At 61.5% G+C, this 26,601-nt stretch carries 23 protein-coding genes and 2 pseudogenes; 11 read left to right on the top strand and 14 right to left on the bottom strand.

The window, feature by feature from the left end; all coding sequences use genetic code 11:
- Nucleotides 1-167: 167 nt before the first annotated feature.
- The 3 genes from PKE98_RS16135 (at nucleotide 168) to PKE98_RS16145 (ending at nucleotide 3,610) form a co-directional block, all read left to right on the top strand.
- The gene (locus PKE98_RS16135) at nucleotides 168-1,712 is read left to right on the top strand and encodes a sensor domain-containing diguanylate cyclase (RefSeq protein ID WP_271196335.1); all 1,545 of its coding nucleotides are present in this window, start codon (nucleotides 168-170) and stop codon (nucleotides 1,710-1,712) included.
- 135 nt (nucleotides 1,713-1,847) lie between these two features.
- Entirely contained in the window at nucleotides 1,848-2,333 is a 486-nt protein-coding gene (locus PKE98_RS16140; RefSeq protein ID WP_271196336.1) for a helix-turn-helix domain-containing protein, read from the top strand.
- Nucleotides 2,330-3,610, top strand: a complete 1,281-nt coding sequence (locus PKE98_RS16145) for a type II toxin-antitoxin system HipA family toxin (RefSeq protein ID WP_271196337.1) — start codon at nucleotides 2,330-2,332, stop codon at nucleotides 3,608-3,610. Before PKE98_RS16140 ends, PKE98_RS16145 begins: the two co-directional genes overlap by 4 nt.
- 1 nt (nucleotide 3,611) lies before the next feature.
- Here the strand turns inward: PKE98_RS16145 and gstA are convergent, their stop codons facing one another.
- Complete coding sequence (gstA, locus tag PKE98_RS16150; RefSeq protein ID WP_271196338.1) at nucleotides 3,612-4,217, bottom strand: glutathione transferase GstA; 606 nt, start codon at nucleotides 4,215-4,217, stop codon at nucleotides 3,612-3,614.
- A gap of 136 nt (nucleotides 4,218-4,353) precedes the next feature.
- Here gstA and PKE98_RS16155 point away from each other — a divergent pair, with 136 nt between their 5' ends.
- Nucleotides 4,354-4,749 (top strand): winged helix-turn-helix transcriptional regulator, encoded by a 396-nt coding sequence (locus PKE98_RS16155; RefSeq protein WP_271196339.1) that lies wholly within the window; start codon nucleotides 4,354-4,356, stop codon nucleotides 4,747-4,749.
- A 13-nt stretch (nucleotides 4,750-4,762) separates the two neighbouring features.
- Entirely contained in the window at nucleotides 4,763-5,389 is a 627-nt protein-coding gene (locus PKE98_RS16160) for an HD domain-containing protein (protein WP_271196340.1), read from the top strand.
- An 85-nt stretch (nucleotides 5,390-5,474) separates the two neighbouring features.
- Here PKE98_RS16160 and PKE98_RS16165 read toward each other — a convergent pair whose 3' ends face one another.
- The 3 genes and pseudogenes from PKE98_RS16165 to PKE98_RS27175 all read right to left on the bottom strand — a co-directional run.
- The gene (locus PKE98_RS16165) at nucleotides 5,475-5,933 is read right to left on the bottom strand and encodes a GNAT family N-acetyltransferase (protein ID WP_271196341.1); all 459 of its coding nucleotides are present in this window, start codon (nucleotides 5,931-5,933) and stop codon (nucleotides 5,475-5,477) included.
- Nucleotides 5,934-5,972: 39 nt separating this feature from the next.
- Nucleotides 5,973-6,836 (bottom strand): methyl-accepting chemotaxis protein, encoded by an 864-nt coding sequence (locus PKE98_RS27170; RefSeq protein ID WP_373877875.1) that lies wholly within the window; start codon nucleotides 6,834-6,836, stop codon nucleotides 5,973-5,975.
- Nucleotides 6,828-7,598, bottom strand: a pseudogene (locus tag PKE98_RS27175) (MCP four helix bundle domain-containing protein); the annotation flags it as partial. The gene PKE98_RS27170 and the pseudogene PKE98_RS27175, both read right to left, overlap by 9 nt.
- 289 nt (nucleotides 7,599-7,887) lie before the next feature.
- Here PKE98_RS27175 and PKE98_RS16175 point away from each other — a divergent pair.
- The 4 genes from PKE98_RS16175 (at nucleotide 7,888) to PKE98_RS16190 (ending at nucleotide 13,688) form a co-directional block, all read left to right on the top strand.
- Entirely contained in the window at nucleotides 7,888-9,018 is a 1,131-nt protein-coding gene (locus PKE98_RS16175) for a lactonase family protein (protein WP_271196343.1), read from the top strand.
- A gap of 894 nt (nucleotides 9,019-9,912) precedes the next feature.
- On the top strand, nucleotides 9,913-11,370 hold the full coding sequence (locus PKE98_RS27355) for a methyl-accepting chemotaxis protein (RefSeq protein ID WP_507763569.1): 1,458 nt from the start codon (nucleotides 9,913-9,915) through the stop codon (nucleotides 11,368-11,370).
- A 52-nt stretch (nucleotides 11,371-11,422) separates the two neighbouring features.
- On the top strand, nucleotides 11,423-12,316 hold the full coding sequence (locus PKE98_RS16185) for an alpha/beta hydrolase family protein (protein ID WP_271196345.1): 894 nt from the start codon (nucleotides 11,423-11,425) through the stop codon (nucleotides 12,314-12,316).
- Between the two features lie 193 nt (nucleotides 12,317-12,509).
- Nucleotides 12,510-13,688 carry a M50 family metallopeptidase gene (locus PKE98_RS16190; RefSeq protein ID WP_373877873.1) on the top strand — a complete coding sequence of 393 codons (1,179 nt, stop codon included), beginning with the start codon at nucleotides 12,510-12,512 and terminating at the stop codon, nucleotides 13,686-13,688.
- On the opposite strand, the gene PKE98_RS16195 is transcribed toward PKE98_RS16190, so the two are convergent.
- A complete protein-coding gene (locus PKE98_RS16195; protein ID WP_271196347.1) occupies nucleotides 13,663-15,336 on the bottom strand; it encodes an arylsulfatase in 1,674 nt (557 codons plus the stop codon). The genes PKE98_RS16190 and PKE98_RS16195 overlap by 26 nt on opposite strands.
- Before the next feature lie 258 nt (nucleotides 15,337-15,594).
- On the opposite strand from PKE98_RS16195, the pseudogene PKE98_RS16200 reads away from it, so the two are divergent.
- Nucleotides 15,595-15,843, top strand: a pseudogene (locus PKE98_RS16200) (type II toxin-antitoxin system HicB family antitoxin); the annotation flags it as partial.
- Between the two features lie 91 nt (nucleotides 15,844-15,934).
- Here PKE98_RS16200 and PKE98_RS16205 read toward each other — a convergent pair.
- From PKE98_RS16205 to PKE98_RS16235, 7 genes are all read right to left on the bottom strand, one after another.
- Nucleotides 15,935-17,005 (bottom strand): MASE2 domain-containing protein, encoded by a 1,071-nt coding sequence (locus PKE98_RS16205; protein WP_271196348.1) that lies wholly within the window; start codon nucleotides 17,003-17,005, stop codon nucleotides 15,935-15,937.
- Between the two features lie 283 nt (nucleotides 17,006-17,288).
- Nucleotides 17,289-18,392 (bottom strand): arginase family protein, encoded by a 1,104-nt coding sequence (locus PKE98_RS16210; protein WP_271196349.1) that lies wholly within the window; start codon nucleotides 18,390-18,392, stop codon nucleotides 17,289-17,291.
- A 10-nt stretch (nucleotides 18,393-18,402) separates the two neighbouring features.
- On the bottom strand, nucleotides 18,403-19,554 hold the full coding sequence (locus PKE98_RS16215) for a M24 family metallopeptidase (protein ID WP_271196350.1): 1,152 nt from the start codon (nucleotides 19,552-19,554) through the stop codon (nucleotides 18,403-18,405).
- A gap of 72 nt (nucleotides 19,555-19,626) precedes the next feature.
- The gene (locus PKE98_RS16220) at nucleotides 19,627-20,472 is read right to left on the bottom strand and encodes an ABC transporter permease (RefSeq protein ID WP_271196351.1); all 846 of its coding nucleotides are present in this window, start codon (nucleotides 20,470-20,472) and stop codon (nucleotides 19,627-19,629) included.
- A complete protein-coding gene (locus tag PKE98_RS16225; protein ID WP_271196352.1) occupies nucleotides 20,469-21,329 on the bottom strand; it encodes an ABC transporter permease in 861 nt (286 codons plus the stop codon). The genes PKE98_RS16220 and PKE98_RS16225 overlap by 4 nt, the downstream gene beginning before the upstream one ends.
- A gap of 1 nt (nucleotide 21,330) precedes the next feature.
- The gene (locus tag PKE98_RS16230; RefSeq protein WP_271196353.1) at nucleotides 21,331-22,446 is read right to left on the bottom strand and encodes an ABC transporter substrate-binding protein; all 1,116 of its coding nucleotides are present in this window, start codon (nucleotides 22,444-22,446) and stop codon (nucleotides 21,331-21,333) included.
- 61 nt (nucleotides 22,447-22,507) lie between these two features.
- Nucleotides 22,508-23,608 (bottom strand): ABC transporter ATP-binding protein, encoded by a 1,101-nt coding sequence (locus PKE98_RS16235; RefSeq protein ID WP_271196354.1) that lies wholly within the window; start codon nucleotides 23,606-23,608, stop codon nucleotides 22,508-22,510.
- Nucleotides 23,609-23,739: 131 nt separating this feature from the next.
- Here PKE98_RS16235 and PKE98_RS16240 point away from each other — a divergent pair, with 131 nt between their 5' ends.
- A complete protein-coding gene (locus PKE98_RS16240; protein ID WP_271196355.1) occupies nucleotides 23,740-24,633 on the top strand; it encodes a LysR substrate-binding domain-containing protein in 894 nt (297 codons plus the stop codon).
- 82 nt (nucleotides 24,634-24,715) lie between these two features.
- On the opposite strand, the gene PKE98_RS16245 is transcribed toward PKE98_RS16240, so the two are convergent.
- A complete protein-coding gene (locus PKE98_RS16245) occupies nucleotides 24,716-25,072 on the bottom strand; it encodes a cupin domain-containing protein (RefSeq protein WP_271196356.1) in 357 nt (118 codons plus the stop codon).
- 23 nt (nucleotides 25,073-25,095) lie between these two features.
- A complete protein-coding gene (locus PKE98_RS16250; protein ID WP_271196357.1) occupies nucleotides 25,096-26,484 on the bottom strand; it encodes an NAD(P)/FAD-dependent oxidoreductase in 1,389 nt (462 codons plus the stop codon).
- Nucleotides 26,485-26,601: the final 117 nt, after the last annotated feature.

Raw genomic sequence — 26,601 nt, forward strand, 5'->3', positions numbered from 1 at the left:
CACGCAGACGGGGGCCCAGGATGCAGCAGGAAATCACCTTTCTTTCCAAGAATCTGGATTCCCGCCTGCGCGGGAATGACGGGGTCCGCTGTAGCAGAACCAAGAAACCCTCGTCATGGTGAACTACGCTAAACCCACCTAGCCCCTTGAACAGGCGAATACGTGCCATGGATCGCACGCAGACACTGCACATCGACCGGCTACGCAACCTGACTTACGGCCTGGTGTGTTTTGGCTTGATCGTGGTGCTGGCCTTGGAAGGCTGGCAGTTGTATCAGTCCTACCGCCAAGCGTTTTTTCAGGCCCGGCAAGCCGCCACCAACCTCACCCGCGCTACCGAAGCCCATGTGCGTGATGCCATCCGCCAGGCCGACACCTTGTTGGTGGGGGTGGTCGAACGCAGCGAATGGGAAGGTCTGGAGCGCCTTAATAGCAGCCGTATGCAGACGTTTCTCAAACGTCAGGTTGGCGTATTGCCGCAACTGCATGGCCTGTTTATCTACGACCGTAACGGGCGCTGGTTGGTAACCGACAGCGGGCAGATTCCAGCCAACGCTAATAATGCCGACCGCGAATACTTTATGTACCACCGCGAGCACGACGACCCTGGCGTGCATATCGGCCGCGTCATCACCAGCCGCTCCACCGGAGAGTTGGTAATCCCCGTTTCGCGGCGGATCAATGCCGCCGACGGCAGCTTTGCTGGCGTGGCACTGGCCACCCTCAAGGTCGCTTACTTCAACGACTTCTATGCGCAGTTCCGGGTCAGCAAGGAAGATGCTTTCACCCTCACCTACTACGACGGCACCATCCTCGTTCGCCGCCCCTTTGTGCCAGACGTGATCGGCACCAGCATTGCCCAAGGCCAGATCTTCAAGGACCTGCTGCCGTTGCAAGACGCCGGCACAGCGCTGATCGAGTCTTCAATAGATGGCAAAGAACGGATGTACAGCTTCCAGCGCTTCGGCGATTTTCCGCTGGTGGCCATTTCCGGCATTTCCGCCGAGGCCATTCGCCTGCCGTGGTGGCGCCAACTGATCGTGGCTGTGGTAGTGCTGATTCTGATCGGCCTGAGCACGGCGGCCTTTGCCCGCGTATTGCTGCAGCAGATTAGTCGCAGCGAGTTGGCCGACCGTGAACTGCGCAATGCGCACAAAGCCCTGCGGAAATTTTCGCTGGAAGACGCCCTGACCGGCCTGGCCAATCGCCGCCGCCTGGACGACGTGCTGCCGCAAGAGCTAGGCCGCGTGCGCCGCACCCGCGCGCCGCTGGGGGTGATCATGCTCGATATCGACTACTTCAAGCTCTACAACGATCGCTACGGCCATGTGGCTGGCGATGCCGCCATCCAGGCGGTGGCTGGCGTACTGGCCTCCTACGCACGTCGCGCTGAGGACCTGCCCGCCCGTTACGGCGGCGAAGAAATGATGCTGCTGTTGCCCGGCGCCAACGAGGCCAACAGCCTGGAGATTGCCCAAGGGGTGCGCCAGGCCGTGTTCGACCTCGCTCGCGAGCATCAGGGCAGCCCGCTGGGTATCGTGACCGTCAGCCTTGGCGTGGCGGTTGCCTATCCCCATCAAGCAGAAAACAACGATGTCGCAGCGTTGATCAAACAGGCGGATACGGCGCTATATCAAGCCAAAAGCCAAGGTCGCAATCAGGCCTGTGCGTACCAGGCGCCGGACGTAACAGGGGCCCGGCGCAGCACCTGAACCATCGCACTGTAACTATTCTTATAGATTACTGGGCTTTATCGACAGAATACTTACATAAAATCAGCTTTAATTATCCACTTAATGTAACTATTCTGACCTGAAATAGGTGTAAAAAAGCAGAATACTTACATTATGGCCAATAAATCCTCGCCCCTGTTACCTGCTACCCGCGAGCTTCTGACCGCGTTCGGTGCACGCCTGCGCCTGGCCCGCGAGCGCCGCAAACTCACTTCAGCCCAGGTAGCCGCCCGCGCCGGCATGGCTCCCCTGACCCTGCGCAACGTAGAGCGGGGCGCCGACGGCGTCACCATAGGCGCCTACCTCGCGGTCATGCAGGTGCTTGGGCTGGAGGCCGATTTATCGCTTATGGCGGCCGCCGACGATGTGGGCCGCCAGCTCCAGGATGCCGCATTGGTCAACCGCCGAAAAACCGCAGGCGGCAGCCGTAAACCGTCGAAAAAAGGCACGCCCGGCAACAATGAAACAATCACGACCTATGCAACGCACCAACCGCAGCCCTCTTTCGGGGTACGGGAAAGCAGCAGCAGCCTTGACCTTATTGATGAATATCGCGCGCAAATGGACGCCTTGTTCAACGCCGAGGACGATGCGACATGAGCCGCGCCATCCATGTGCATGCCGATTGGGAAGGCTTGGGACAGCCTCTGCTGCTGGGCACGTTGCATGCCCGCCAAAGTGGGCGAGACGAGCTGTTCGAGTTCGAATTCACGGCCGATGCAATTGCTCACCCAGCCCTGCAAGGCGTTAGCCTCGACCCGCGCCTGGGCATTTGGCCAGGCCCGCAATATCCGCCTAAAGGCCGCGCCTCGTTCGGTATGGTTGCCGACTCGTCTCCCGATCGCTGGGGGCAACTGTTGCTGAGGCGCCGCGCCGAGCGCAATTGGCGCGCCAGCGGCAATCCGGGCCAACTGCCGCGTCTGCATGCCTCTGACTACCTGATGGGCGTACATGACCAATACCGCGTCGGTGCCTTGCGTTACAGCCTGGCCCCCGACGGACCGTTTCTCGACAACCAACGCCGCGATGGCGCACCGCCGTTGGTCATGCTGCGCGAGCTGGAAGCGGCGTCACTGGCCTTCGAGGAGTCCGAGCAGGATCCGGCGGCCATCAACGACGACCAACTGCGCCTGCTTATCGCCCCGGGTGGCTCGCTCGGCGGCGCGCGCCCCAAAGCCAGTGTCGTGGATGAACGTGGCCAGCTCTATATCGCCAAATTTCCCAGTACCCGCGACCGCTACAACGTCGGCGCGTGGGAAGGCGTGGTCAACTACCTGGCGGATAAATGTGGAATTGCCCCGGCGCGTGGCGGCGTCGCCCGGTTTGCCAGCGCCCATCACACCTTTATCGTCCAGCGCTTCGACCGAACCGAAAAGGGCCGCCGCCTGCACTTCGCCTCGGCCATGACCCTTACCAACAAGCAGGACGGCGACGACGCCAGTACCGGCGCCTCCTATCTGGATATTGCTACGGTACTGATCACCCAGGGCGCACGACCAAACGAGGACCTGCGGCTGCTTTGGTCACGGATGGTGTTCGACATGCTGGTGTCCAATAGCGACGGGCACCTGCGCAACACCGGCTTTATCCTGCAGCCAGGCAAAGGCTGGCAACTGTCGCACGCCTACGACATCAACCCGGACCCGGGCGCTCGTGAATTAAAGCTCAATGTCAGTGAGACCGACAACGCCATGGATCTTGACCTGGCGTTATCAGTCGCACCGATTTTTCGCGTAGCGCATGCCGACGCCAAGGCCATTATCGACCAACAGATCAGCGTGGTGCGGCATTGGCGTGCGCTGGCCAGTAGCCCTATGCACGGCCTCTCCGCACGCGAACTGGAGCGAATGGCCCCGGCGTTTCGCTTGGCAGGCTAGCTCAAACCAAGCCTTCAGCCTTCAACGCTTCAACCACCTTCGGACGCGCCGCCACGCGGGCCGAAAACGCCTGCACCACTGGCCATGGCGCCATGGAGAAACCAACAAAATTGGCCCAGTTGAGCACGGTGAACAGGTACGCATCCGCCACGCTGAACTGGTTGTTTAGCAGATAGTCCTTGCCATCGAGTTGGGTGGTCAGCCAATCCAGGCGCTTGGTCAGGGTCGCCGTTACGCCAGCCTTCCAGTCCGCCGACTGGGCGGGGTTGAACATCGAGCCCATCGGCTTGTGGATTTCCGAAGCAATAAAGGTGAGCCACTCCTGCAACTGATACCGCGCCATGGTGCCGGCAGCGGGTGCCAGGCCGGACTCGGGTTTCTGGTCGGCAATGTATTGCAGCACCGCTACGCCTTCGGTCAGCACCTGGCCGTTATCCAGCGCCAGCGCCGGCACATAGCCCTTGCTGTTGATGGCGGTGAAGTCGGCGCCGCTGGCCGTCAGCTTGGCCTTCAGGTCGACCTTCTCGGTCTCGAACGGCAAGCCGGCTTCCAGCAAGGCGATATGGGGAGCCAGGGAGCACGCGCCAGAGGAGAAATACAGTTTCATGTGCAGTCCTTAAAGAAAGAGGCAGGGGTGCGTGAAACACGCGAGCACTGAGCTTAGCGATTGCTTTCCAACACACAAGTACCTACCTTCTGGTAAGTATGCATTTGATATTCCTGAACAATTCGGAACCGTCCCCATGCTCGACCAGCACGACCACGCCGCCTGCCGCGCCGGCAATGTATTCAGCGTTACCTGCCCGGCACGCTATGTCCTCGACGTATTGGCCGATAAATGGGCCCTGCTGCTGATTCACACCCTGGCCCACGGCACCCACCGCACCGCCGAACTGCGGCGTCAGGTGGGCGGCATTTCGGAAAAGATGCTGATCCAGACCCTACGCCGCCTGGAACGCTTTGGCCTGGTGAGCCGCCGGGCCTACGCCGAAGTGCCGCCACGGGTCGAGTACTCCTTAACCCCCTTGGGCCAATCACTGAGCGAACCGATTCGCGCCCTCGACCATTGGGTGGAGCGCAATATCGACGAACTGAATCAGGCGCAACGGACCTTTGAAGACAAGGCCGTAGAGGCCTAGGCAAGGAGCCGCCATGACCGCCACCCACCTTTGCTCCCAACGCTGGGAAACCTTGTGGCACGCGCTCGGCGCACCAGCGCCGGCTGGCAGTTTTACCGCGCTGGCCCAGCACTACAGCGAGCCTCACCGCCACTACCACAACGGCGCGCATATCAACGCCTGCCTGCACCACCTGGACCGTTTCCAGCACTTGGCCCGTGACCTGCCCGCCGTGGAGTTGGCTCTGTGGACACACGACGCCATATACGACACCCGCGGCCAGGACAACGAAGCGCTCAGTGCCGACCTGGCGGTGCACTTGCTCGTCGGTGCCGGCATCCCCGCGCGCGCTGAAGAGGTGCGTCGGCATATTCTGGCTACGGCTCATACCACGCCTGCCGCTGGCGATGATGCCGGCCTGGTGGTCGATATCGATTTAGCCGTGCTCGCGCTCCCGGCTGAGGCTTACCTGGCTTACACCCACGCTGTGCGCGCCGAGTATTCGTGGGTGCCCGAACCCTTGTTCAAGGCCGGGCGGGCCAAGGTGCTGAATGCGCTGCTACAGATGCCGCACCTGTATAGCCACGGAGAGATCCGCGCGCAGTGGGAAGCACCTGCGCGGGCCAACTTGAATGCAGAGCTGCGAGAACTGGTGAGTTGAACGCGAGGCAAAAAGCATCGAGGCTGGAGCCTCTCCTACAGTCCGTGGCAGTTCTCGGCGCGGGGCTGCCTGAGCGCACTGCACGCTACAAATCCCGCGCCATCAACGATTGCGGCTTGTCCCAGCGCTCAAATCGCTCCACCAGCTGCCAACCGCGTTTGGCGTAATAGTCCGCGCGGTCCTGGGTGTGCAGATAAAGACGCCCTACTCCCTCGCGCCGCGCCCGCTCACACACGCCTTCAACCAGTGCTTCGGCAATGCCCTGGCCGCGTGCCTGGGGCGTAACAAAAACGCAGGCCAGCCAGGGCCCGAGGTCTTCCCGGCCGGCCAGATCCGCTTTGGCCAGCGCTGCCCCGCCCAGCAGTTGGCCGTCACCAACCGCCACCAGGCTGGGCCAGTCGCTATTGGTTTGCCCGGCGGCAAACTCGGCTTGCCAGTCACTCAACGTCTGCTCGCTGTACTCGTAATGAAACTGCTCATACAGCCAACTGGCCATGGTGTTGCAGTACGCCATGTTGTCCTGCAGCCAATACATGTACGGCATGGGGAATCCTTGTGTCAAAGCGAAGCGATACGCCGCAGCCTACAAACTGAAGCGGTTCACCAACCGGTTGAGGTCTGCGGCCAGGCGCGCCAGCTCGTGGCTGGAGGCGCTGGTCTGGTGAGCGCCGGTAGCCGACTGCACCGACAGGTCGCGAATGTTAACCAGATTACGGTCCACTTCGCGCGCCACCTGCGCCTGCTCTTCAGCGGCACTGGCGATAACCAGGTTGCGCTCGTACATCTCGCCAATGGCCGTGGTGATCTCCCCCAACGCTGACCCGGCGCTCTGCGCCAGTTCACGGGTGGACTGCGCCCGCGAGCTGCTGCTTTGCATGGCGCTCAATGCCTCACTGGCACCCGTGCGCATGGTAGAGACCATCTGTTCAATTTCCTGGGTGGAGTTTTGCGTGCGGTGTGCCAGGGCGCGCACCTCATCGGCTACCACGGCAAAACCACGACCAGACTCACCGGCCCGCGCGGCCTCGATGGCGGCGTTAAGCGCCAGCAGATTGGTCTGCTCGGCAATGCCTCGAATAACATCCAGCACCTTGCCAATATCCTGGGATTGGGCGGCAACCTGCTGTACGAGGCTGGCGGTGGACTCCATTTCCCCCGTCAGACGGGTGATGGCACCAATGGTATCGCTGACGCGTTCCTGCCCCACCTGCGCGGCCTGGTTCGACACCTTGGAGGCTTCCGAGGTGGACACCGCATTGCGCGCCACTTCATCCACCGCCACGCTCATTTCGTTTACCGCCGTCGCGGCCTGTTCAATTTCATCGTTCTGCTGCACCAGGCCTCGGCTCGCTTCTTCGGTAACCGCGTTGAGTTCTTCGGCAGCGGCCGCCAGTTGGGTGGAAGAACCGGAGATTTGCGCGAGGGTGTCGCGCAACTTTTGCTGCATGCGGCCCAGCGCCTCCTGCAGCTGACTGACCTCATCACGGCCCTCGACCGCAATAGGCTTGGTCAAATCGCCGTCGGCCACATGCTGAGCCGCCTGCACTGCTACGCGCAGCGGGCGCACGATACTTTGCGTGAGCAGCCAGGCCAGCAGCACGGTCGCCAAGGCGGCGAGCACAATCACCAGCAGCACGATCGAACGCGAGGAGCCATATTGCTGGGCCGATGCCTGGCCTTCGCGTTCGATGCCTTTACCGTAAATATCACCCAATTCAGCCAACTGAGCGCCGGTGCCGTCGACCACCGGTTTCATGTCCACCAGCAGCAGCTTGTTCAGCGCATCGCGTTCGCCGCTACGGGCCAATTTGAAAGAGTCGGCCATACCCTGTTGGTACGTGGCGAAGTCTTTCTTGAACTGGGTGTAAAGGCGCTGCTCATCTGACGAGTCGATAAAGCGCTCGTAGTCGTTGATGTTCTGCGTCAGCACTTTATTGCGCGCTTCGTACTGGCCCACATAGGTGTCGATGTTTTTGCTCTCCGGGTCCAACGCCATCCGCAGGGAAATGGTGCGAATGCGCAGCATGTTTTCGCGAATGCCATCGACGATACGAATACTCGGCACCCAGTCGCTTTCAATGGCACTGGCACGGTCACGAATGCCCGACATCTGGTAAAGCGAAAACGCGCCCAGAAAGGCCACCATCAATGCGATCAGGGCGAAGCCAAAGGCGGCTCTCCGGGCAATATTCAGGTTACGAAGCGACATGGCAGTCCTCGCGAAGCAGGCAGATTTTATTGTGCAGTTATCGTATGACTTGTCGGCGCGCGGCTCGCCAACTTGAGCCAGCCTGGAAAATGACCGAACAGCCAGAGTCTGACCAGCTTTTTTTGTGCGCGGTTGAGTGAGGCGTCTGGCTCAAGAACAGTCGATTGGGCTAGCAGCCTAACTAAGGCCGTTCAGTCGCCAGCCGAAGAGGCGCTGGGGTGAATGTTGCTGACTGAGTCGAACAAGTCATATGATGACTGACGACAACTACAACAACAGGAAAACCACCATGCCCCCATCGCGAATTCTGGTCGCCGCACTCGCTTGCTCGCTGTCCTTCCCCACCGTTGCCGCGACCTATGCGTATATCTCCAGCCCCAACGACGGGTTGATCTCCCAATACGAACTGGACGAAGCCACCGGCGCGCCGAAACTGGTCGAGCAAGTGCAGGCGGGAAGTAAGGTCAACCCGATGGCCATCACCCCGGACGGCAAGGTGTTGTACGCCGCCTTGCGTGTGGCGCCGTTTACCGTGGTGGGCTACAGCATCGACGCCACGACCGGCCACCTGAAAAAAATTACTCAGGCACCGTTGGCCGACAGCCTGGCTTACTTGTCTACCGACCGCAGCGGCAAGTTTTTGATGGGGGCGTCCTACGGCGCCAGCCTGCTCAGCGTGCAAGCGATTGATGCCGAACACCGGGTTTCCGACAAGATCGAGGTGTACAAGACCGGCCCAATCGCCCACTCCATACGCAGCGACCTGAGTGACCGCTTTGTCTACGTAGGCAACCTGGGCACCGACAGCCTGTTGCAGTTCAGCCAGAACAAACAGACCGGCGCCCTGACGCCCATTGGCTCCGGCGCCGCCGCCACGCCCGCCAAAATGGGCCCGCGCCATATCGTGTTTTCACCCAACGGCAAGTTTATCTACACCGTGGGTGAGCTGAGCGGCACCGTAGTGGGCTATGCCATCGATAAAGACACTGGCGCCTTGCAGCAGGTGACCAAGGCCGAGGGCGTGCCTGCCACACTCAAGCTGGAACAGGGGCTGATTCGCAACGCCGCCAACAACGACCTTAAAGACGACCCCACGCCGCGCATCTGGGCCGCCGACATTCGCCTCTCGCCGGACGGCACCCTGCTGTACACCACCGAGCGCACCACCAGTAGCGTGTCCGCGTTCAAGGTTGCACCCGACAGCGGCGCACTGACCTACCTCGGCAACTTCAAGGTGGCCGAACAGCAACCGCGCAATATCGCGTTCTTCCCCAGCGGAAAATGGCTGCTGGTTAGCGGTGAAAAAAGCAAAACCATCGGCAGCTACGCCGTGAACAAAGACGGCAGCCTGAAGCGTGTTGGCCAAGCGCCTGCCGGTGACGGCGCGCTGTGGATCGAGATGTGGACGCCGCGCACCTGATACTCGCCATGCCAACGCAGCCGGACTAACACAACCAAAACCCGCACACGCGCAATGCCTGTGCGCGGTGGGTGTATCGGTGACGCAAAAATGTGCAGCGCCCCGCTCCAGCAATGGGCGCGCGCACCAAATCACGCCAAAAACCCATCAAACACCCGTCCATCCGCTGCCAAGACGGCCTGAATACGCACCGGTCCGGAACTTGCTTGAAAAATGGCTCATTGCCACCACCGGCAGCCACAACAGCGTTCTGTACAACGGAGCGCTGGCAAGATCCTTTGAGGAGTCGTGTTTATGCAGTCCGTGTTGTCCCCAGGGATCCGTCTTCTGAGCCGCTTCGGCTTTGCCCGCAAGTTTCAGTTTCTCTTTCTGCTCTTCGCCCTGCCCCTGGCCGGCAGCCTGTGGATGGTGGGTCAAACCTTCCAGGCGAAAATGGCGGTAATCGCCAAGGAACACAGTGGCGTGCGTCAGCTGCTTGCCCTGGACGCCGTCGACACCCAGTTGGCCACCCAGCGCAACCTGGCCGCGCGCTGGAAAGCCCTCGACACCGCGCGCACCCCAGGCCCCGAGGCCCAGCAAGCGATTGCCCAACTCGATGCCGCTATGCCGGTGCTGCGCACCGCCTTCGAAAACCTCACCAGCGTGCTGGCCACCGAAGGCGCCAGTGACGACATCCAGAAACGCCTGCAAGAACTGCAAGCCAGCGTGGCGCAACTGGAGTCTGCCAGCCTGCGCACCGTAGGCTGGTGGCCCGATGCGCTGGACCGTTTCACTGCGCTGAAAGCCAACCTGCAAGGCCTGCGCGACCAGATCGCGATGGCCAGCGGCCTGACGCTCGACCCCTCCGTGGAAGGCTACCTGCTGATGCAGATCGCTACCCAGCAGGCGCCCGATATGCTCGAACGCGTGGGCCGCCTGGCCAGCATGGGCGAAGCGTCAGTGGCAGCGGGTCAATTCAGCCTGCAAAGCCGCCTGCAACTGCGCGACCTGCGCGGCCGCATCAACGACGCCCGTACCCAATTGGACAAGACCGGCGCCGCCTTGCAAGCCAAACTGCCTGCCGAGCTCAGCGCCTGGGCCAACCAGTACGCCGCCACCCAACAGCAACTCAACAGCGAGCTCAAAGCCCTGGATGACGGCCTGTTCGGCGACACCATCAGTCTGAAAGCGCCAGCCTTCCAGCGCACCATGGACAGCCTGCTGCAAACCCTGACCGACCTGCGCACGCAATCGCTCCAGGCCCTGGACGCGCGTCTGGACTTCTACCACGACCGCGCCATCGCCCAGGCCATTCCAGTGATTGCCGGCTTTGGCATTCTGTTGCTCGCCGCGGTGTATCTGTTTATCTGCCTGCAAAGCTCAATTCGCCGCAGCGCCAGCGGCATCACCACCCTCGCCCAATCCCTGCGTGACGGCGACCTGTGCGTGGAAGTGGCCGTGCACGGGCGTGACGAACTGGCTGCCATCAGCACCGCGCTGAACGTGGCGGTGGTGCAACTGCGTACCAGCCTTTTGGGCGTAAACCACGAAACCTACCAACTCAGTGACGCTGTTATCACCCTTAACGCGCAGTCCACCGACACCCTGGGCGAGGTGGAAGCGCAGCAACACCAGATCAGCCAAATCGCCACCGCTGCTACGCAACTGGCGGCCACCTCGCAAGGCGTGTCCAAAAGCTGTGAGATGGCCTCGGCCAGCGTGCAGCAAACCCGCGCCATCGCCGAAGCCAGCAACCGCGACAGCGAACGCACCACCGCCAGCATTCAACAGCTCAACCAACGCCTGGGTGAAACTGCCGAAGCGCTGGGCCGGGTCAGCGACCAGGGGCAGCAAATTCAATCGGTGGTCGACAGCATTCGCGGCATTGCCGAGCAGACCAACCTATTGGCCCTGAACGCCGCCATCGAAGCCGCCCGCGCTGGCGAACAAGGCCGTGGCTTTGCCGTGGTGGCCGATGAAGTACGCAGCCTCTCGCAACGCACCCAGGCCTCCACCCTGCAAATCGCCACCACCGTGGAAAGCCTGCGCAACACCGTGCGCCAGGCAGTGGAGCTGATGGAAGCCGCCTGCGGCCAGGCACAAAGCGATGCCAGCGCCGTTACCGGCCTGGGCGTAAGCCTGGGCGAAATTGCCAGCGCCGTGCAGGGCGTAAGCGACACCCTCGCGCAAATCGCCACCGCCGTGGATGAACAAGCCACCACCGCCGACCAGGTCAGCGGCAGCATTCAGCAAGTGGACCAGGCAGCGATTCGGTTGCTCGATGGCGCGCGCGCAGTGAATCAGGCGGCGGATCGGCTGAGCCAGGGAAGCCGTGCGCTTAATGACAACACCGCGCGTTTTAGTTTGGGATGAGGAGCGGCCCTAATAACGTCATACACACATCAGGCGATCACGATTGCCGCGGGTGTGCCGTGCGCATTGCTGCGATGATCCGAGGGGGGCTATCGCACATAAAGTGGCAAGACTCACCGTCCTCAATGCCCTGAGAGTCGCCATGCCATTCAGCGAATACGGAAGTTCAACCGGCAAACCCGTGGTCTATTTCCATGGCGTACCAGGGGCCCCGAGCGAAGCGGCCGTACTGCACGATTACGCGCGGCTTGCCGGTTTGCGCGTGCTGAGCTTCAACCGCCTCACCCTTCCCGTCTGTGCAACGCCAGAGGCGTACTACCTGCAAATCGCCACGGCCATCCGGAAGGAAATTGGCAATATGCCCGTCGCAATGATCGGCTTTTCCATTGGCAGCCACGTCGCCTTGGCTACCGCCGCTCACTTGCGCGAACAGGTGACTAGCCTCCATCTGGTCTCTGCCGTTGCGCCGCTGCAGGCAGGCGATTTTCCTAATGCCATGGCCGGCAAAGCGGTGTTCCAGCTCGCCCACAAGCAACCTTGGCTGTTCAAACTGCTGGCACGCTGGCAGGCGTTTCTGGCACCACGCTTTCCCACTGCTTTGTTCCGTATGCTGTTTGCCAGTGCTCAAGGGCAGGACCAACAGCTCGCTAGCCAAGCGGATTTCCAGCAGTTCATCGCCGGCGTATTCATCGATTGCTTTGGCCAGGGTGTCGACGGCTATTGCCGGGATATTCAGCGTTACCTCGCCCCTTGGTCGCCGCCAGCGTTTACTCATTCCCCGCAGATCCACCTCTGGCATGGCAGCGAAGACAACTGGTCACCTTTGGGTATGGCCGAGTATCTGGCCGGTGCGCTGCCAGGTGCGGTGCTTCATCGGGGCGAGGGGCTATCGCACTACTCCTGTTTGTATGACGCTGTGCCGAAAATTGTCCGCCACGTGGGCTAGCGCCAGCTCTACGAAGGGCCTACAAGCCGGACGCAGATAGACAAACACACCGCGCTTACGTAGCGTCCGCCCCCAAGCGCGCGGCCGCCGGTTGCGACGCCGCACAATTGAAAAGGATTTCTCATGAACGGCCCACTGCCTACCCAACCGCTAAGCGTCTCTGCCGCTCACGCCTTCCAGCTGCGGTGAAGCGATGAGCATAAAACCGGCCACCTCCGCGCGCCCGTCGCCCCTGAACACGTTGGCTCACTTGCTGCTGCGGTTGTCGCAAGGCGCGCTCGGGCTCGGCGGTTTACTCCTCGCAGGGATCTTTCTGGGCGCCGCCTCCCATCGTGGAGGGTTTGGGCCTCTGCCAACCATCTTCACGCTATTTGCACTTGGTTTTCTGGCTACCGTCGTGCACGAATGCGGCCATTGGCTCGGCGCGCGGTGGGGCCGCATGACAGTACTGTACGTGCGGGTGTTTGCGCTGGAGTTGCAGCTGTTGCAAAACGGCAGTCGGTTGCGCTGGTCACGTCGCCCCAAAGGCCAAGGCATCGGCGGTTATGTCATTGCCGTGCACACGCCAAACCAGCCTTGGCGCGGCGCGCAGTTGCGCCTTGTCGCCATGGGGCCGCTAACGAATCTGTTGGTTGCGGCCGTGTGCGCAGTGCTGGCAATGCCTTTTTACCCAACGGCCACCTCGCTCACCGTATTCCTGCTGGCATTTGCCGCCATCAACCTAGGCATGGGCCTGGCGAATCTGGTGCCGACTGCTCGCCACTACCATAGCGACGGCGCCCAGTTGCTGACTTGGTGGCGCAAACCTGACGAAGCAGGCCCCGAATACGCCTACCCACGGCTGCTGGCGCTCAGCACGGCGGGGGTTGCTGCCGCCGAGCTGCCGGCGGCCGACCTGCAACGATTAGACCGACTGCCCATGCCGTCCCCGTTGATTTCCCTGTTCTACCGCCTCTATGCCTGCCAGGCCGCCGGAGACTGGGCAGGCGCCGTCGCCTTGGGCGCGCACATGGAGACGTTGATCGCGGCGAGCCTAACGACAAAAGCCACCTTTGCCTCCAGCATTGCGATCATGCGGGCCGAGCTGGCGTTCTGCCGGGCCATGCACACCCGCGACGCCAGTGGGTTGGCGGCGCCGGTGCACAACCCAGACATTGATTGGTACGTGCCGACCTTGGCCCCGCGCTGCCGAGCGTTGAGCGCGGCGTTGGCGGGTGAACCAGACACCCTCGAACGCGAGTTGGAGGTGGCTGCGCAATTTGCCAGCAACTCGCGCGACCAATCCCTCTACCCGCTGCACGTCGCAACGGCCGGTCATATTCGGGCCCTGCTTAATCTTGCCGGCGTTACAGAGTCCGCGGCTGGCGCGTAAACACCCGCACAATGCCGCGCCCCAACTCGCGCAACAGCCGCCCGCCAAAACTGAAATCGAGCACGCCGGTTTCATCCACATAGCGCTGCCAGTGTTCGATCAACCCGCGCAGCCGTTCGGGCTCAGCCTCGGCGAGGTTGTGAATTTCTCCGGGGTCGCGCGCCAGGTTGTACAGCTGCCAGCGGCCAGGGCCATCGGGCTTGGGGATGTACAACGCCTTCCACTCCCCCTGACGCATCGCACGGGCGCGGAACAGCTCCCAGCCGGTGGTTTCGTCTTGCGTGTGCGGTCGTGCCTGCTCGCCTTGCAGATACTGCAATAGCGAACGGCCACGAATCGGCAGCACATCGCGCCCCTGGTAACGGGTGCCGGGGTGAGTGGCGCCCGCCAGTTCCAGCAAGGTCGGCACAATATCCATCACAGTAGAAAACTCATGACTGATGCCGCCTTGGCGCTGCAAGCCCTGCCAGGTGATAAACGCCGGCACCCGAATGCCGCCCTGGCTGGTGAACAGCTTGAACTGACGCGACGGCGCCGTGGCCGCCTGCGCCCAGCGCGGGCCGTACCAGACGTAGGAATTGGCGCGACCGACGTTTTCAAGGCTGTTGTCGTAGTGCTTGCCGATAAAGCGCTGCGCGCGTTTGCCGACGATGGGCAGGGCTTCCAATGCCGCACCTTCGGCGCCGTTGTCGGAGAGAAAAATCACCACGGTGTTTTCCAGCTCGCCGCTGGCGCGTAGGTGCTCGACCACCCGGCCAACGTTCCAGTCCAGACGGTCGACCATGGCGGCGTACACCTCCATGGCGCGGGCCGATTGTTGCCGGCCCGCCTCGTCCAGTTCGTGCCAGTTCGGCGTATCGGCCACCACGGGGTGAGCTTCGACATCGGCACCAATCAGCCCCAGTTCCTTGAGCCGCACCAGGCGCTGTTCACGCAATACATCCGGGCCGCCGTCGTAGCGGCCTTTGTATTTGGCGATCAGTTCATCCGGGGCCTGCAAAGGAAAATGCGGCGCGGAGAATGGCAGGTACGCGAAAAACGGACGGTCATCCTCGGCCGGGCGCTCGCCCAGGTAATCAAGCAGGCGAGTGGTGAAAGCATCGGACGAATAGAAATCTTTCGGCAGCTCGGTCAGCGGTTCCAGGCCGTCGCGGTAGGTGCCTTCAACGGCATGCAGCAGACGCGGCATTTTGTGCGGCGCAACGTCGGGCGCCCAGCCGTAATGGTTATGCGCGGCGCCTTCGAGAATAAACGCGCGCTCAAAACCTCGGGCCGCTGCAGACGTTTCAGCCGTGCGCCCCAGGTGCCATTTGCCAGAAATCAGCGTGCGGTAACCGGCGTCACGCAACAGCTCGGCAATGCTCACCACGCGTTGGTTCAGGTGGCCTTCGTAACCGGGGTTGCGGCGGATGGTTTCGTCGCTGAACTCGGCCATGGCACCGATGCCGGCGAGGTGGTGGTCAGTACCGGTCAGCAGCATGGCGCGGGTAGGTGAACAGGCTGAGGCAGCGTGAAAATCGGTCAGGCGCAAACCGGCGGTAGCCAGCGCATCGAGGTTCGGCGTCTGGATCTCGCCACCGAAGGCGCCTAGGTCAGAGAACCCCAGATCATCGGCAACAATCAGCAGAAAGTTCGGACGTTTACTCATATTAAATTCAAGACCCATGCTTTTTAGCGATAAGAGCCGCTATTAAAGAGAGGGGTCCGGACTGCTGACCAGTTCCTTTCCTAAATATTTTCGATGCCTTTTGGGCATGTCCAAGAGCAGCCTCGAAACATCACTTTTCGACTAAGTTGCTGCGAACGTTTTCGGATGATTCGATCATTTTTACATCGATGCCTGGCTGCCGTTTTTACCTACGCTGGAATACTTGCCGGTTCTTTCTAACGACGAGGAACCAGGCCCATGTTTTATCCAATCGCAATGCACCCCGGTGATGACCAACACGCCTGGGGTGTGGAGGTTCCAGATGTGCCAGGGTGTTTTTCTGCTGGTACAAACGCTGACCACGCGTTGACCATGGCACGCGAAGCCATCGAAGCTCATCTGCAACTTTTAGCCGAAGCCGGCAAACCCATCCCACCTGCCAGCGAGGTGAGTAAATACGCGGCCAACCCGGAGTTTGACGGCTGTATATGGGCGCGAGTGGAGGTTGCCCTTCCCCACCAACCACCGGGGCCGCAAAGCTGAGCAAAACAACAAGGGCGCCAATCGGCGCCCTTGATACGTTCCAAATCCCACACGCCTACTGATGATGCATAAACACCGCCTCGCCAGCCGCTCGGCCTGACAGATGTCGCCCGGCCGGGGCCTTAGGCTCGGCTTCAGTCGATCGCTCCCTGGCCAACTGCAGCCATTCGTTTTCGCTGACCAAGCCATAAGAGAACTCCACAAGCCCCACGCGAATATGCCCCTCGGGTAGGCCCTCGCCGTTGGCCACACTTTGTGCGAAGAAGGCTTCAACGCGCTCGGTCAGTGACCGTGCGCCCCCCGCGCCGGCTTGCAGCAGCAGCACGAAAAACTCCCCGGCGTTTGGCGAGCACACCAAGTCGGTGCTGCGTATTTCGCCCTTGATCAGTTGCCCCAGCCGGGCACTCAGCGCATCCATCAACAGCCCGCCATGCTGGTTGCGCAGCGCCTGGAACTTATCAATGCGCACCACCGCCACTGTGGCTGTACTGGAGCCGCAGCGGCAGCGTAGAAGTACCTGCGCCAGGCGGTACAGCCAGTGATCCAGGGGCGTAAACATGCGCTCATCGAAGCCAGTGACAATCGCCAGTGCCTTTTTCTGGCGTAGCAGTTGCGCAGCCAGGTCGTAGCTCGACCAGCCGATGGTGAACGGATAAAGCACCAGCATGGGTAAGCAGGCCCAGATGACTTGGGGCGGTGTTTCCAGGGTGACGGTGAAACCCATCACGGCTCCGACAAGCAGTACGCCCACGGCATTGGCCACCAGGCCCCGCAAGAGAAAGCTGATGCCTTTGGTGGTGACGCTGTTCATGCCTACCATCGACAGCAGCAGCACCGAAGGCAGCAGGCTGAATTGCATCGCCACCAGCCAACCACCGGCATACACACAATCGAGTTGAAGATTTCGCTGTTCCGCCCGATAAGGGTCTGAAGAATGGACAGCGAGTTGAAAGGCAATATGCGGCCACACAAAACCATTGAGCACCATCAGCGCCCACAGCATGCCGCCACCGGGATAGGTGGTGGTCGCGACAAACACCAGGCTTAACGCACAGCCAACAATCCGTGATTGGTAGACCCGTTTAGCAAAGCTGACGCCCGCTGCCCTACTACGATCAATAGCCATAAACCTCTGCGGATTGATGCTGAAACAGCAAAGAAGAGTTCGCCACCCTGCAGCGAAAAAACGATACGAATTACTCAAGGAAAAACGGTTTGTATCGCGCCGGATACACCGTGAGCTGCGTCACAAAATGCCAATGCGGTCGTATCCTAATTTAGGAAGTCGAGTGAGTAAACGCCGCGTTTTTTTGCCGAGGCGCCGGGCTTTTCGGCCGGTGTGCGCTGCGCACCTAGGCGATATTGCGTGATACCGCCTGGTGCGCTGCGCCCCTCTCCCTACACGGGGCTTAGAACTGCCACCCCGCACCAGCCAACGCCTGCGCCAACGCCTCGATATCCGCCTCACTACGCCCGGCAAACGCCGGCATATATGCCAACGGATCAGGCAGGCTCGAGGCCTGGCCAATAAACCCTTGCGTGGCCGCATGCAGGCAGTAGGCGCTGTAGGCCGGGTTGTAACCGCCCTCCTGCACCACCAGCAAGCGCCCTTCGCAGAGCTCATCGGCCAGCACCCGCGCCCGCTGTGCCAGGTGATTAAAGCCTTTCATGGTCAGCAGTTGGCGGCCGTTGGGGTCAAACTGCGAGGCGTCCAGGCCATTGGCGATGATCAGCAACTGCGGCGCAAATGCGCGGATCGCAGGCTCCACGAAGCGCTCGAAGGCCATTGCATAGGTCAGGTCATCGGCACCAAAAGGCAGCGGAATATTTAGGTTGCTGCCCTCGCCCGCGCCTTCACCGCGCTCATCCACGCCGCCGGTTTGCGGGTGGCTGGGGCCCCAAGCGCCGTGGTCCATATGCAGCGAAATGGTCAGCACGCTTGGGTCGGCATAGAAGCCGGCCTGGGTGCCGTTGCCGTGGTGCACGTCCCAGTCGACGATGGCCACCCGTTCAAGCCCGGCGGCGCGGGCAGCCTGAGCCGCCACGCCGACGTTATTGAAAAAGCAGTAACCGTCGGCCATCGCCGGCGCCGCATGGTGCCCTGGCGGGCGCACCAGGGCCATCGCCGGGCGTCGGCTTTGCAGGGTTTGCTCCAGAGCGGCCAGGCTGGTGCCGGCGGCAGCCAGCAAGCCAGACAAACTCCCAGGGTTCATCAACGTGGTGCTGCTGAACCGCCGGCCGCTGCCGTCGGCACTTTCGATACTGCGCAGGTAATCCGCGGTATGAAAGCGCACCAGCTCGGCCTCGGTGGCGTGCCGCCCGGCGTGCCAGGCGAGCTGGTCGGCCACCGGGCCATTGCGCAGCAACGCGCGCATATTCATCAGGCGCGGGCTGCTCTCCGGGTGCTGGGTTTGGTGGTCCAGCAGGTCACTGGGTGGCGCTTCGAACACGCCGAACCCGGTGTCGTGACGCAGCACATCGTCGTGCCAGAACACATCCATTGCTTTGCTCATGCCACGTTCCTCAGTCGATCACGTGCAGCTCAGGTGGAATCTCGGAGAGGCTTTGCGAGCCGTCTTTGCCGCAGAGCACCGTATCACCCAATTTCAGGCCGAAGCCTTCCTTGTACAACGACAGATTGGGCTCGATGGAGAACGACATATTCGGCTGGAACACATGGTCGTCGGCCTCATCGACCATCATCGCTTCCAGCCAGGTGGGCGGGTATGCCAGGCCCAGGCTGTAACCGATGCGGTGCACGCGGGTGCGCGACAGATCAATGCGGTCGAGAATTTCATTGCACACGCGGTTGGCCTCGCCCACTGGCGTACCGGGCTTGGCGATATCCACAGCAGCATTGAAGGCTTCGGTCAGCAGCGTCGACACTTCGCGCACCCGCGCGGTCGGCTTACCAATCACCGCGCTGCGCATCAGAATGGCGTGGTAGCGGTTACACACGCCGGCGTGTTCCAGAATCACCACGTCGCCGGGGCTGATGGTCAGGCGGTGCGGCATGGCGTGGGTCATGGTGCTGCGCCGGCCAGTGGCGCACATCGGGCTGATGGCGGCGTATTCGCTGCCCGCATCGCCCAGCGCCTTGGCGACGATGCCGGAGATTTGCACTTCCGACATCCCCGGGCGCAGCGCTTCAAAGGCGGCGCGCATACCCGCATCGGCCATACGAGCGGCGGTGCGCTGGTACTCGATTTCTTCGGCGGTCTTGATCAGTCGCTCTTCGGCCACCACCACCGAAGCATCTTCAAACTGGGCGTGGGGCATATGCCGCAGCAGCGTGGTGTATTGCAGCGCGCTGAAGGTGGAGGCCTGCATTTCCAGGCCGATGCGGCCCTGGCTCAGGCCCAGGCCTTCCAGCGAGTCGGCGACGATACGCAGCGGGTCCTGCTTGGCGATGTCGTAGAAAATCCCCTCTTCCAGGCACGACAGCTCGTAGGTGCACGGCTCTTCACTGGTGCGCGTCAGAAAAATCGGGTCGGCCAGCTTGGGCGAAATAATCAGCGCCTGGTACCAGAGAAAACCCAGGCTATCGAAGCCGGTGAGGTAGTTGATGTTGTCTGGGTAATTGATCACCAGGGCATCCAGGCCGCGCTCGGTCATCCGGCGTTTTACCGCTTCAATTCGTTGACGGTACGTACGCAGTGGGAAAGCAGTCATCATGAGGAATCCCTCCTTAGGGAAAAGGTGCTCGGGTTGTTCTTGGTTTTGGGTGGTACGTGAAAGCGGGGCCGGCTAGCGGCCCGGTGAAGACGTGTGGTCGTGTCGGTACAGACGCACCAGCAACACCACCAGGGTGAGAAACACCATCAGGGTGGACATGGCCGCAATGGCCGGGTCGAGGTTGTAGCGCAGGCCGTCCCAGATGCGCTTGGGCAAGGTGATCACATGCAAGCCGCTGGTAAACAGGGTTACCACCACCTCCTCCCACGACATGATAAAGGCCATGAAAAAGCTTCCGGCCAAGCCGCCACGCACGTTGGGCATGAGCACCTGCACGATGGTCATGCCCAGGCCCGCTCCGAGTGAGCGCGAGGCTTTGTACAGGCTGGTGTCCAGCCGGCTATAAGCCACCAGCATGGCAATCAGTGAATACGGCAGCGCCATCATGAGGTGGCCAAAACCCACGCCAATCAAGGAGTCCAGCTGCTGCACCCGCGCGCCGAGGTAGTAGATGGACATGGCCGACACCACCTGCGGCACGATCATCGGCAACAGCACCAGCGCGGTCAGCAGCACGCGGTAACGCGGCTCCAGCCAGATGCCGGTGGCGAACAGAAACGACAACGCAGTACTCACCAGCCCCACCACGATGGCGAGGCCCAGGCTTTGCAGAATCGAGCTGAGCCAGGCGGTGTCGAGCAGCGTCAGGTAATGGCGCAGCGACCAGGCGCCGTCGGGGAACGACAGGTAACGCTGATCACCAAACGACAACGGCACAATCACCAGAATCGGCAGCAGTAGAAAAAGCGCCGCCAACAACATCGCTGCAATCGACAGCCACTTGGCGATATTCAGCCGTGGCCGGTAGCCAGTGGGTGCAGCCACCACGGCGGCCGGGTTACTCACAACAGTACTCATGCCTGCCTCCCGGTAAAACGCCCAAAGCCCACGAGCTTGCCGAACACCACAGCGCACACCGCAACCATGGCCATCAACACAATGCTCAGGGCCGCGCCCAGGCCCCAGTTGGAGAGTTGGAACATCTGGATATAGATACTTTCAGCCAGCATCGCCGCCTTGCCGCCGCCCAGCAGCGCCGGGGTAACAAAACAGCCGAGGCTGAATACAAATACTGTGGCCGAAGCCGCCGCGACGCCGGGCAGGGTCAGTGGCAAAAACACCTCGCGCAAGGTTTGCCAACGACCGGCACCCAGGCTGCTACTGGCCCTGAGCAAACTGTCGTCCACTTGGCGCATCGACGACAGCAACGGCAGCACCGCGTACGGCACCATAAAGTGCACCATGCCTATCAGCGCCCCCAGCTCGTTGCGCACCAGCGCCAGTGGCTCGTCCACCAACCCCAAGCCCATCAGGCTCTGGTTGACCAGGCCGTCGTTACGCAGCAGCACCAGCCAGGCGAACGCCCGAATCAGCATCGACAGCCAGAACGGCAGCAGCACGAACAGCTCGATCAGCAGTCGCCCGCGCGCCGAAGCAAAGCGCCAGCGGAAGGCGATCAGGTAGGCAATGGCCACGCTGATCACGGTGGTGAGCAGGCAGATGCGCAAGGTGCGCCAGATCACCGTCTGAATCGCTGCGCTGTCGAGGATGGTGGCGTAGTTCTGCAGGCCCACCTTGGGCAGGCTGAGGCTCCAGCCCAGCACGCCCAGAGTGGGCAGCAGGTAGCCCACCACAATCAGCAACGGCAACGGCAGAATCAGCAGCGCGTAAATGCGCAAAGTGCCCTGCCCGCCTCGTCCTTTGGCCAACGTCATATCAACCACCAATCAACGCCAGGTAACGGTCGAGGGTTTCGCTGTAATGGTCGGCGTACCACAGGTTGTTCATCGACACCTGCTTGCCGAGGTTTTCCGGCGAGGTCGGGTTGATGCGCTGCAGCTCTGGCGACAGCAGGCTGTTCGCCTTGGAATCCACCGGGCCCATGTTGTACACCTCCATCAGCTTGGCCTGCACTTCCGGGCGCAGGGCATAGGCGATGAACTTCATGGCATTGGCGGCACCGGCCGGGTTGTTCTTCGGCACAAACCACACCGACGGCGCAACGATGGCATTGTCGAAGGTCCAGTCGATGGCACCGCCGGTATCCTGCTTCACCAGCTCGGCGCGGGTGTGCCACATCTGGCCCATGCTCACCTCACCGTCACGCAGCAGTTGCTGCGACTCAGCGCCGGTGGACCAATGGGTGACTACGTGTGGCATCAGCTCTTCGATCTTGCGCAGGGCGCGGTCGACATCCAGCGGGTACAACTGATCGGCCGGCACACCGTCGGCGAGCAGGGCGCACTCGAGGTTGGCACTCATCCATTTGTACAGCGTGCGTTTGCCCGGGTACTTCTTCACGTCCCAGAAATCGGCCCAGCTTTTGGGTGGGTTCTTGCCAAATTTCTTCGCGTCAAAACCGATCACGTAGCTGTAGGTGTAGTTGGCCAGCCCAAAGTCATGAATGTCGCCGTAACCGATCAGCGACTTGTCCACCACGCTGTAATCGATGGGCGTCAGCACGCCTTCCTTGCCCAGGCGGTATGAGGAATACATTTCGCCATCGCACACATCCCAGCGCACGGCGCCGCTATTCACCTGGGTTTTGACGGCCCCCTCGGTTGGGCCGCTGCCATCGATCAGCAACTTCAAACCGCTCGCGGCGTTAAAGCCGGCAAAGCTCTTTTCAAAGGCCGGCACGGCGTCGCCGCCCCAGTTGGCCACCACCACCGAAGCGCTGTCGGCAAAGGCATGACGCAGCGGGCCCATGCCAGCGGCGGCCGCCATTACCATCAACAGCTGGTTGAAGCTGCGACGGCTCAGGGTGCCGGCCTCTACCCGCTGTTGAGCAATTTCTACGGCGTCATCGATAAAGCGCTGTTTGTCTTTCATCCCAGGTTCCCCTTCAAAAGTGGCGGCAAAAGTAGCGGCAGGTGATCGAGCGGTGTTGTTATTAGTGAGTCAGCAGATGGCCATGCTCTTTCGACCAGGAGCACCAATACGGCTGCCCCGGTTCCAGGCTGTTCAACAACGGGTGGCTGACCGGAATGCGCAGCGCAATCGGCTGCGCATCAGGTGTGCGCAAATCCACGTTCACATGGGTGCCGAGGTAGGTCAGGTGCTGCATCTGCGCCACCACGCCATTGCCGTTGCCGGCTTGGGCGAGGGGCTGCAGGTCGACATGTTCAGGGCGAATCGCCAGCCAGCTTTGGCCGTCAGCTGCCGGCAATGGCTGTTGCACGCCTTGGGTAATCCACAGCGGACGGCTCTGGTAGCTGCACACCAATGCGTCGTCGCGACGGCTGATATCGCCCACGCTGAGCAGGTTGGTGTCGCCGAGAAAGTTGGCAACAAACCGGCTGCCCGGGCGCTCGTACACCTCCTGCGGTGTGCCCAGTTGTTCCAGGCGACCGTGGTTGAACACCGCCACGCGGTCGGACAGCGCCAGGGCTTCTTCCTGGTCGTGGGTGACGAACACGAAGGTGGTGCCGAACTCCTTGTGCATGCGCGCCAGTTCAACCTGCATTTCCTGCCGCAGACGGCGGTCTAGGGCCGACAGTGGCTCGTCGAGCAGCAGCAACGGTGGCTCGAAAATCAGCGCCCGGGCCAGGGCCACGCGCTGCTGCTGGCCACCGGAAAGCTGCTTGATATTGCGCCCGCCTTTGCCGGCCAAACCTACGCGCTCGAGCATGCGGCCGACGCGCTCGTTGATGTCGGCCTGAGCCACTTTGCGCACCTTGAGCGGGTAGGCAATGTTCTGCGCCACGGTCATGTGCGGAAACAACGCGTAGCCCTGAAACACCACGCCGAAATTGCGCTGGTCAGCGGGCAGGCCGGTGATGTCCTGGCCGTTGCACAGAATGCGGCCTTCGCTCGGTTGCTCGAAACCGGCGAGCATCATCAGCGTGGTGCTTTTGCCCGAGCCCGAGGGGCCGAGCAAGGTGAGAAATTCGCCGCGTTTGATATGCAGCGTGAGGTCGCTCAAGGCACGGGTTTCACCGTAGCTTTTGCCCAACTGCAACAGGTCGACGAAATGTTCTGGGGATACCGACATGGGACTGACCTCGTAATCAAAGCGCGCTTGGCGTCTTGTTGTGACCCTATCGTCACGGCAAATTAAATTGACATCAAATGATTTGTTTTCTAGCTTTAATGTGAATTCAATTCACCTAAAAGTCAGCAAAAATGCACCTGAAAGCAACACGCCGCCTGCCGTCGCTTATCGCGCTGCGCGCTTTTGAGGCACTCGTCAGGCAAGGCAGCACGGGGGCTGCAGCCCTTGAGCTGCACGTTACCCACAGCGCCATCAGCCACCAGATCAAGAAGCTGGAAGAGGAATTGGAAGTGGCACTGGTGGAACGCCACGGCAAAGGCGTGCACCTGACCTCGGCCGGGCGCAAGCTCAGCCAGTTGGTCAACGGTGCCTTCGAGCAATTGCGCGATATTCAAACCGCACTGCCCACCGCCACCCCGGCCGGCAATTTGCGCATTGCCTGCGCACCGGCCCTGCTCGCGCGTATCTCCGGAATGCTCGAGCGCTTTCTGCGCGACTACCCCGATGTAGCGCTGCATCTGCTCTCCATCGAACACGCCAACCAGGGCGTGGACATGGTGATTTCCTTTGGCGACAGCGAAGTCGAAGGTCAGCGCATTGCAGCGCTCGGCGACATTCTTTACTTCCCTGTGTGCAGCCCGCGTTTGCTCAACGGCAGCGAGCCCTTGCGCAAACCTCGCGACCTGGCGCGCCAGGTGCTGCTGCACGAAGACGATGGCTACGACTGGAGCCGCTACTTTCTCGCCGCCGGCATTCCCAGCCTGCAAGGCCGGCAAAATATCTACCTGCCCGACGCCTCGCTGACCATCGGCGCCGCCATTGCCGGCGCCGGCATCACCATCAGTGACCATATTCTGGCCGGCGAACAATTGGCCCAAGGCACTTTGATTCGCTTGTTCGATATCCAGTTTCCGGCACCGCACCCGTACTTCATCATCATGCCCCCGCGTGGCGCCAAGGAGCTGGCCAAGGCATTTGCCGATTGGCTGGTGCGCGAGTTGGAGTTGATCGAGCGGGTCGGCTAAGGCCCTTGTAGGGTGTGCTCCGCGCACCGTTGCCATTGCCCTGCCTACGCATCGGTGCGCGGAGCACACCCTACAAAAGCAATCACCCGCGCAGAATCATAAATACCTTGCGCACCTTGGTGAGGTTCTCCCAAGTGCCCTTGAAGCCCGCCGCCACCACAAAGGTATCGCCGGCTTGGAACTCGCGGCTCACCCCGTCGCTGTCGGTCAAGCGCACCTGCCCTTCCAGCAAATGGCACAGTTCGTCGTAGTCGCACTCGCAGCGTTCCAGGTGCGGCGGTGCTTCCCAGATACCGCCAGTGGCCTTCTTGCTCGGCTCTACAAAATGCCGCCAGCTGCGGGCGGTGTAGGGCGTGTCCACGGCCTGCGGGTCGTTGGTTTCGAACTCCACCGGGGCGAGTTCGGCGTTGGCAAAATCGATAACGTGTTGCGGCGTCATGGGTCAGTTCCGTTGCGTGAAATTCAGGAGTCAAAGCCAATGCCCAAGGCATCGAAGCCCTTGAGCAGCAGGCTGCGTTGGCCAGTGCGGTCTTCCTCGGCCAGCGCGCGCTGGGCAAGGCTGATGCCGACGTAGCGCAGCGGTTCGGGCGGGAATGGGAAAGGTGCGGTGCCGGTCATGGCCAACTGCGTGCGCTCGTTGGCAAGCCCTTCGAGCAAATCCAGCACGGTAAGCGCCGCAAAGCGTGTGGCTGAAACACCTTGGCCAGTGAAACCCTGGGCATAGGCCACCTGGCCATTGGAGGCGGTGCCGCAGAACAGCGTGGTGCGCGCCGAGGTATCGATGATGCCGCCCCAGGCATGGCTGAAAGACACGCCGGCCAGCGCTGGAAAGGTCGCCTGAAACTGCTCGGCCAGGCGCAGAAAACTCTCCGGCCGCTGGGTGAGCGCTTCATCGCGGCGGCTGCCGTAGTGATAAATAGCGTCGTAGCCGGCCCACAGAATGCGGTTGTCGGCGGTTTTGCGCAGATAATGGAACTGGTTACCGCTGTCGGCAATACCGTAGCGTTCGCACCAGCCAATAGCGCTCAGTTGCACGTCACTCAAGGGCTCGGTCACCAAGGAATAATCGTAGATGGGGATAACCGCCGCCTTGAGTTTGCCCAACAGTGACGGCGCAATATTGGTCGCCAATACCACCTTGCCGGCACGCACGGTGCCCAGGCCGGTTTGCAAAAGCTGCTGATTACCGTCGCTGCGCAGGCCACTGACCGGCGAATGCTCAAACAGCCGTACGCCCTGCTCCAAGCACACGCGGCGCAGTTCACCGACCATTTTTGCTGGGTTGAGCAACGCATAGTTGGGCTCGAATACGCCAGCCACATAGGCTGGGGAGTCAAGTTTTTCCTTGAGCGCCGCACCTTGCAAAAACTCGCACTCAACGCCAAAGCGCTGATAGTTACGTTGCATGGCGTGCAAGCCATCCACCTGCCAGGGCTGGCTGGCAACATTGAGTTTGCCGGCCCGTTCGAACTCCACGTTCAGGCCGTATACCTGCAAATCTTCAGCAAAGGCGTCGAGATTTTCCCGACCGATGCGAATCAGTTGTTCGGCCTCGGCGGGCCAGCGCTTCAGGGCATTGGACACACCGTGGGAAATACTCGGCGCGCAAAAACCTCCGTTGCGCCCACTGGCTTGCAGACCGCACTGGCCGGCCTCCACTACAACGATCTGCGCATCCGGCCAGCGCTTGCGCGCCAGCAACGCCGTCCACAAACCGAGAAAGCCGCCACCGACAATCGCCAGGTCAGCGCTGATATCGGCCGTGAGCCGCGGCGCGGTGGCAGCGCGGGTGTGGGTATCTTGCCAGTACGGGTAAGGGCGGGCCGCAGACAGCAGCAGGTTGGCGGACATGCACAGGTGCTCCAGCACAAAAGAATGTGCATGTTCTAAAGGAAAGCCCGGGGCGTTAGCGAGGGCGTCCACCTCGCAGCGGGCACGGGCGGAAAAGCTGCCGTTCTGGAATACTCC

The organism is Pseudomonas turukhanskensis (assembly GCF_027922365.1).
GTDB lineage: Bacteria > Pseudomonadota > Gammaproteobacteria > Pseudomonadales > Pseudomonadaceae > Aquipseudomonas > Aquipseudomonas turukhanskensis.

Bases quoted from the DNA above. Each gene is read 5' to 3' on its own strand.
- PKE98_RS16155 (WP_271196339.1), top strand. From the start codon at position 4,354: ATGCTCGACCAGCACGACCACGCCGCCTGCCGCGCCGGCAATGTATTC.
- PKE98_RS16145 (WP_271196337.1), top strand. From the start codon at position 2,330: ATGAGCCGCGCCATCCATGTGCATGCCGATTGGGAAGGCTTGGGACAG.
- PKE98_RS27355 (WP_507763569.1), top strand. From the start codon at position 9,913: ATGCTCGAACGCGTGGGCCGCCTGGCCAGCATGGGCGAAGCGTCAGTG.
- PKE98_RS16195 (WP_271196347.1), bottom strand. From the start codon at position 15,336: ATGAGTAAACGTCCGAACTTTCTGCTGATTGTTGCCGATGATCTGGGG.
- PKE98_RS16205 (WP_271196348.1), bottom strand. From the start codon at position 17,005: ATGGCTATTGATCGTAGTAGGGCAGCGGGCGTCAGCTTTGCTAAACGG.
- PKE98_RS16215 (WP_271196350.1), bottom strand. From the start codon at position 19,554: ATGATGACTGCTTTCCCACTGCGTACGTACCGTCAACGAATTGAAGCG.
- PKE98_RS16190 (WP_373877873.1), top strand. From the start codon at position 12,510: ATGAGCATAAAACCGGCCACCTCCGCGCGCCCGTCGCCCCTGAACACG.
- PKE98_RS16160 (WP_271196340.1), top strand. From the start codon at position 4,763: ATGACCGCCACCCACCTTTGCTCCCAACGCTGGGAAACCTTGTGGCAC.
- PKE98_RS16175 (WP_271196343.1), top strand. From the start codon at position 7,888: ATGCCCCCATCGCGAATTCTGGTCGCCGCACTCGCTTGCTCGCTGTCC.
- PKE98_RS16225 (WP_271196352.1), bottom strand. From the start codon at position 21,329: ATGACGTTGGCCAAAGGACGAGGCGGGCAGGGCACTTTGCGCATTTAC.
- PKE98_RS27170 (WP_373877875.1), bottom strand. From the start codon at position 6,836: ATGCAGCAAAAGTTGCGCGACACCCTCGCGCAAATCTCCGGTTCTTCC.
- PKE98_RS16165 (WP_271196341.1), bottom strand. From the start codon at position 5,933: ATGCCGTACATGTATTGGCTGCAGGACAACATGGCGTACTGCAACACC.
- PKE98_RS16240 (WP_271196355.1), top strand. From the start codon at position 23,740: ATGCACCTGAAAGCAACACGCCGCCTGCCGTCGCTTATCGCGCTGCGC.
- PKE98_RS16135 (WP_271196335.1), top strand. From the start codon at position 168: ATGGATCGCACGCAGACACTGCACATCGACCGGCTACGCAACCTGACT.
- PKE98_RS16250 (WP_271196357.1), bottom strand. From the start codon at position 26,484: ATGTCCGCCAACCTGCTGCTGTCTGCGGCCCGCCCTTACCCGTACTGG.
- PKE98_RS16210 (WP_271196349.1), bottom strand. From the start codon at position 18,392: ATGAGCAAAGCAATGGATGTGTTCTGGCACGACGATGTGCTGCGTCAC.
- gstA (WP_271196338.1), bottom strand. From the start codon at position 4,217: ATGAAACTGTATTTCTCCTCTGGCGCGTGCTCCCTGGCTCCCCATATC.
- PKE98_RS16235 (WP_271196354.1), bottom strand. From the start codon at position 23,608: ATGTCGGTATCCCCAGAACATTTCGTCGACCTGTTGCAGTTGGGCAAA.
- PKE98_RS16230 (WP_271196353.1), bottom strand. From the start codon at position 22,446: ATGAAAGACAAACAGCGCTTTATCGATGACGCCGTAGAAATTGCTCAA.
- PKE98_RS16245 (WP_271196356.1), bottom strand. From the start codon at position 25,072: ATGACGCCGCAACACGTTATCGATTTTGCCAACGCCGAACTCGCCCCG.
- PKE98_RS16220 (WP_271196351.1), bottom strand. From the start codon at position 20,472: ATGAGTACTGTTGTGAGTAACCCGGCCGCCGTGGTGGCTGCACCCACT.
- PKE98_RS16140 (WP_271196336.1), top strand. From the start codon at position 1,848: ATGGCCAATAAATCCTCGCCCCTGTTACCTGCTACCCGCGAGCTTCTG.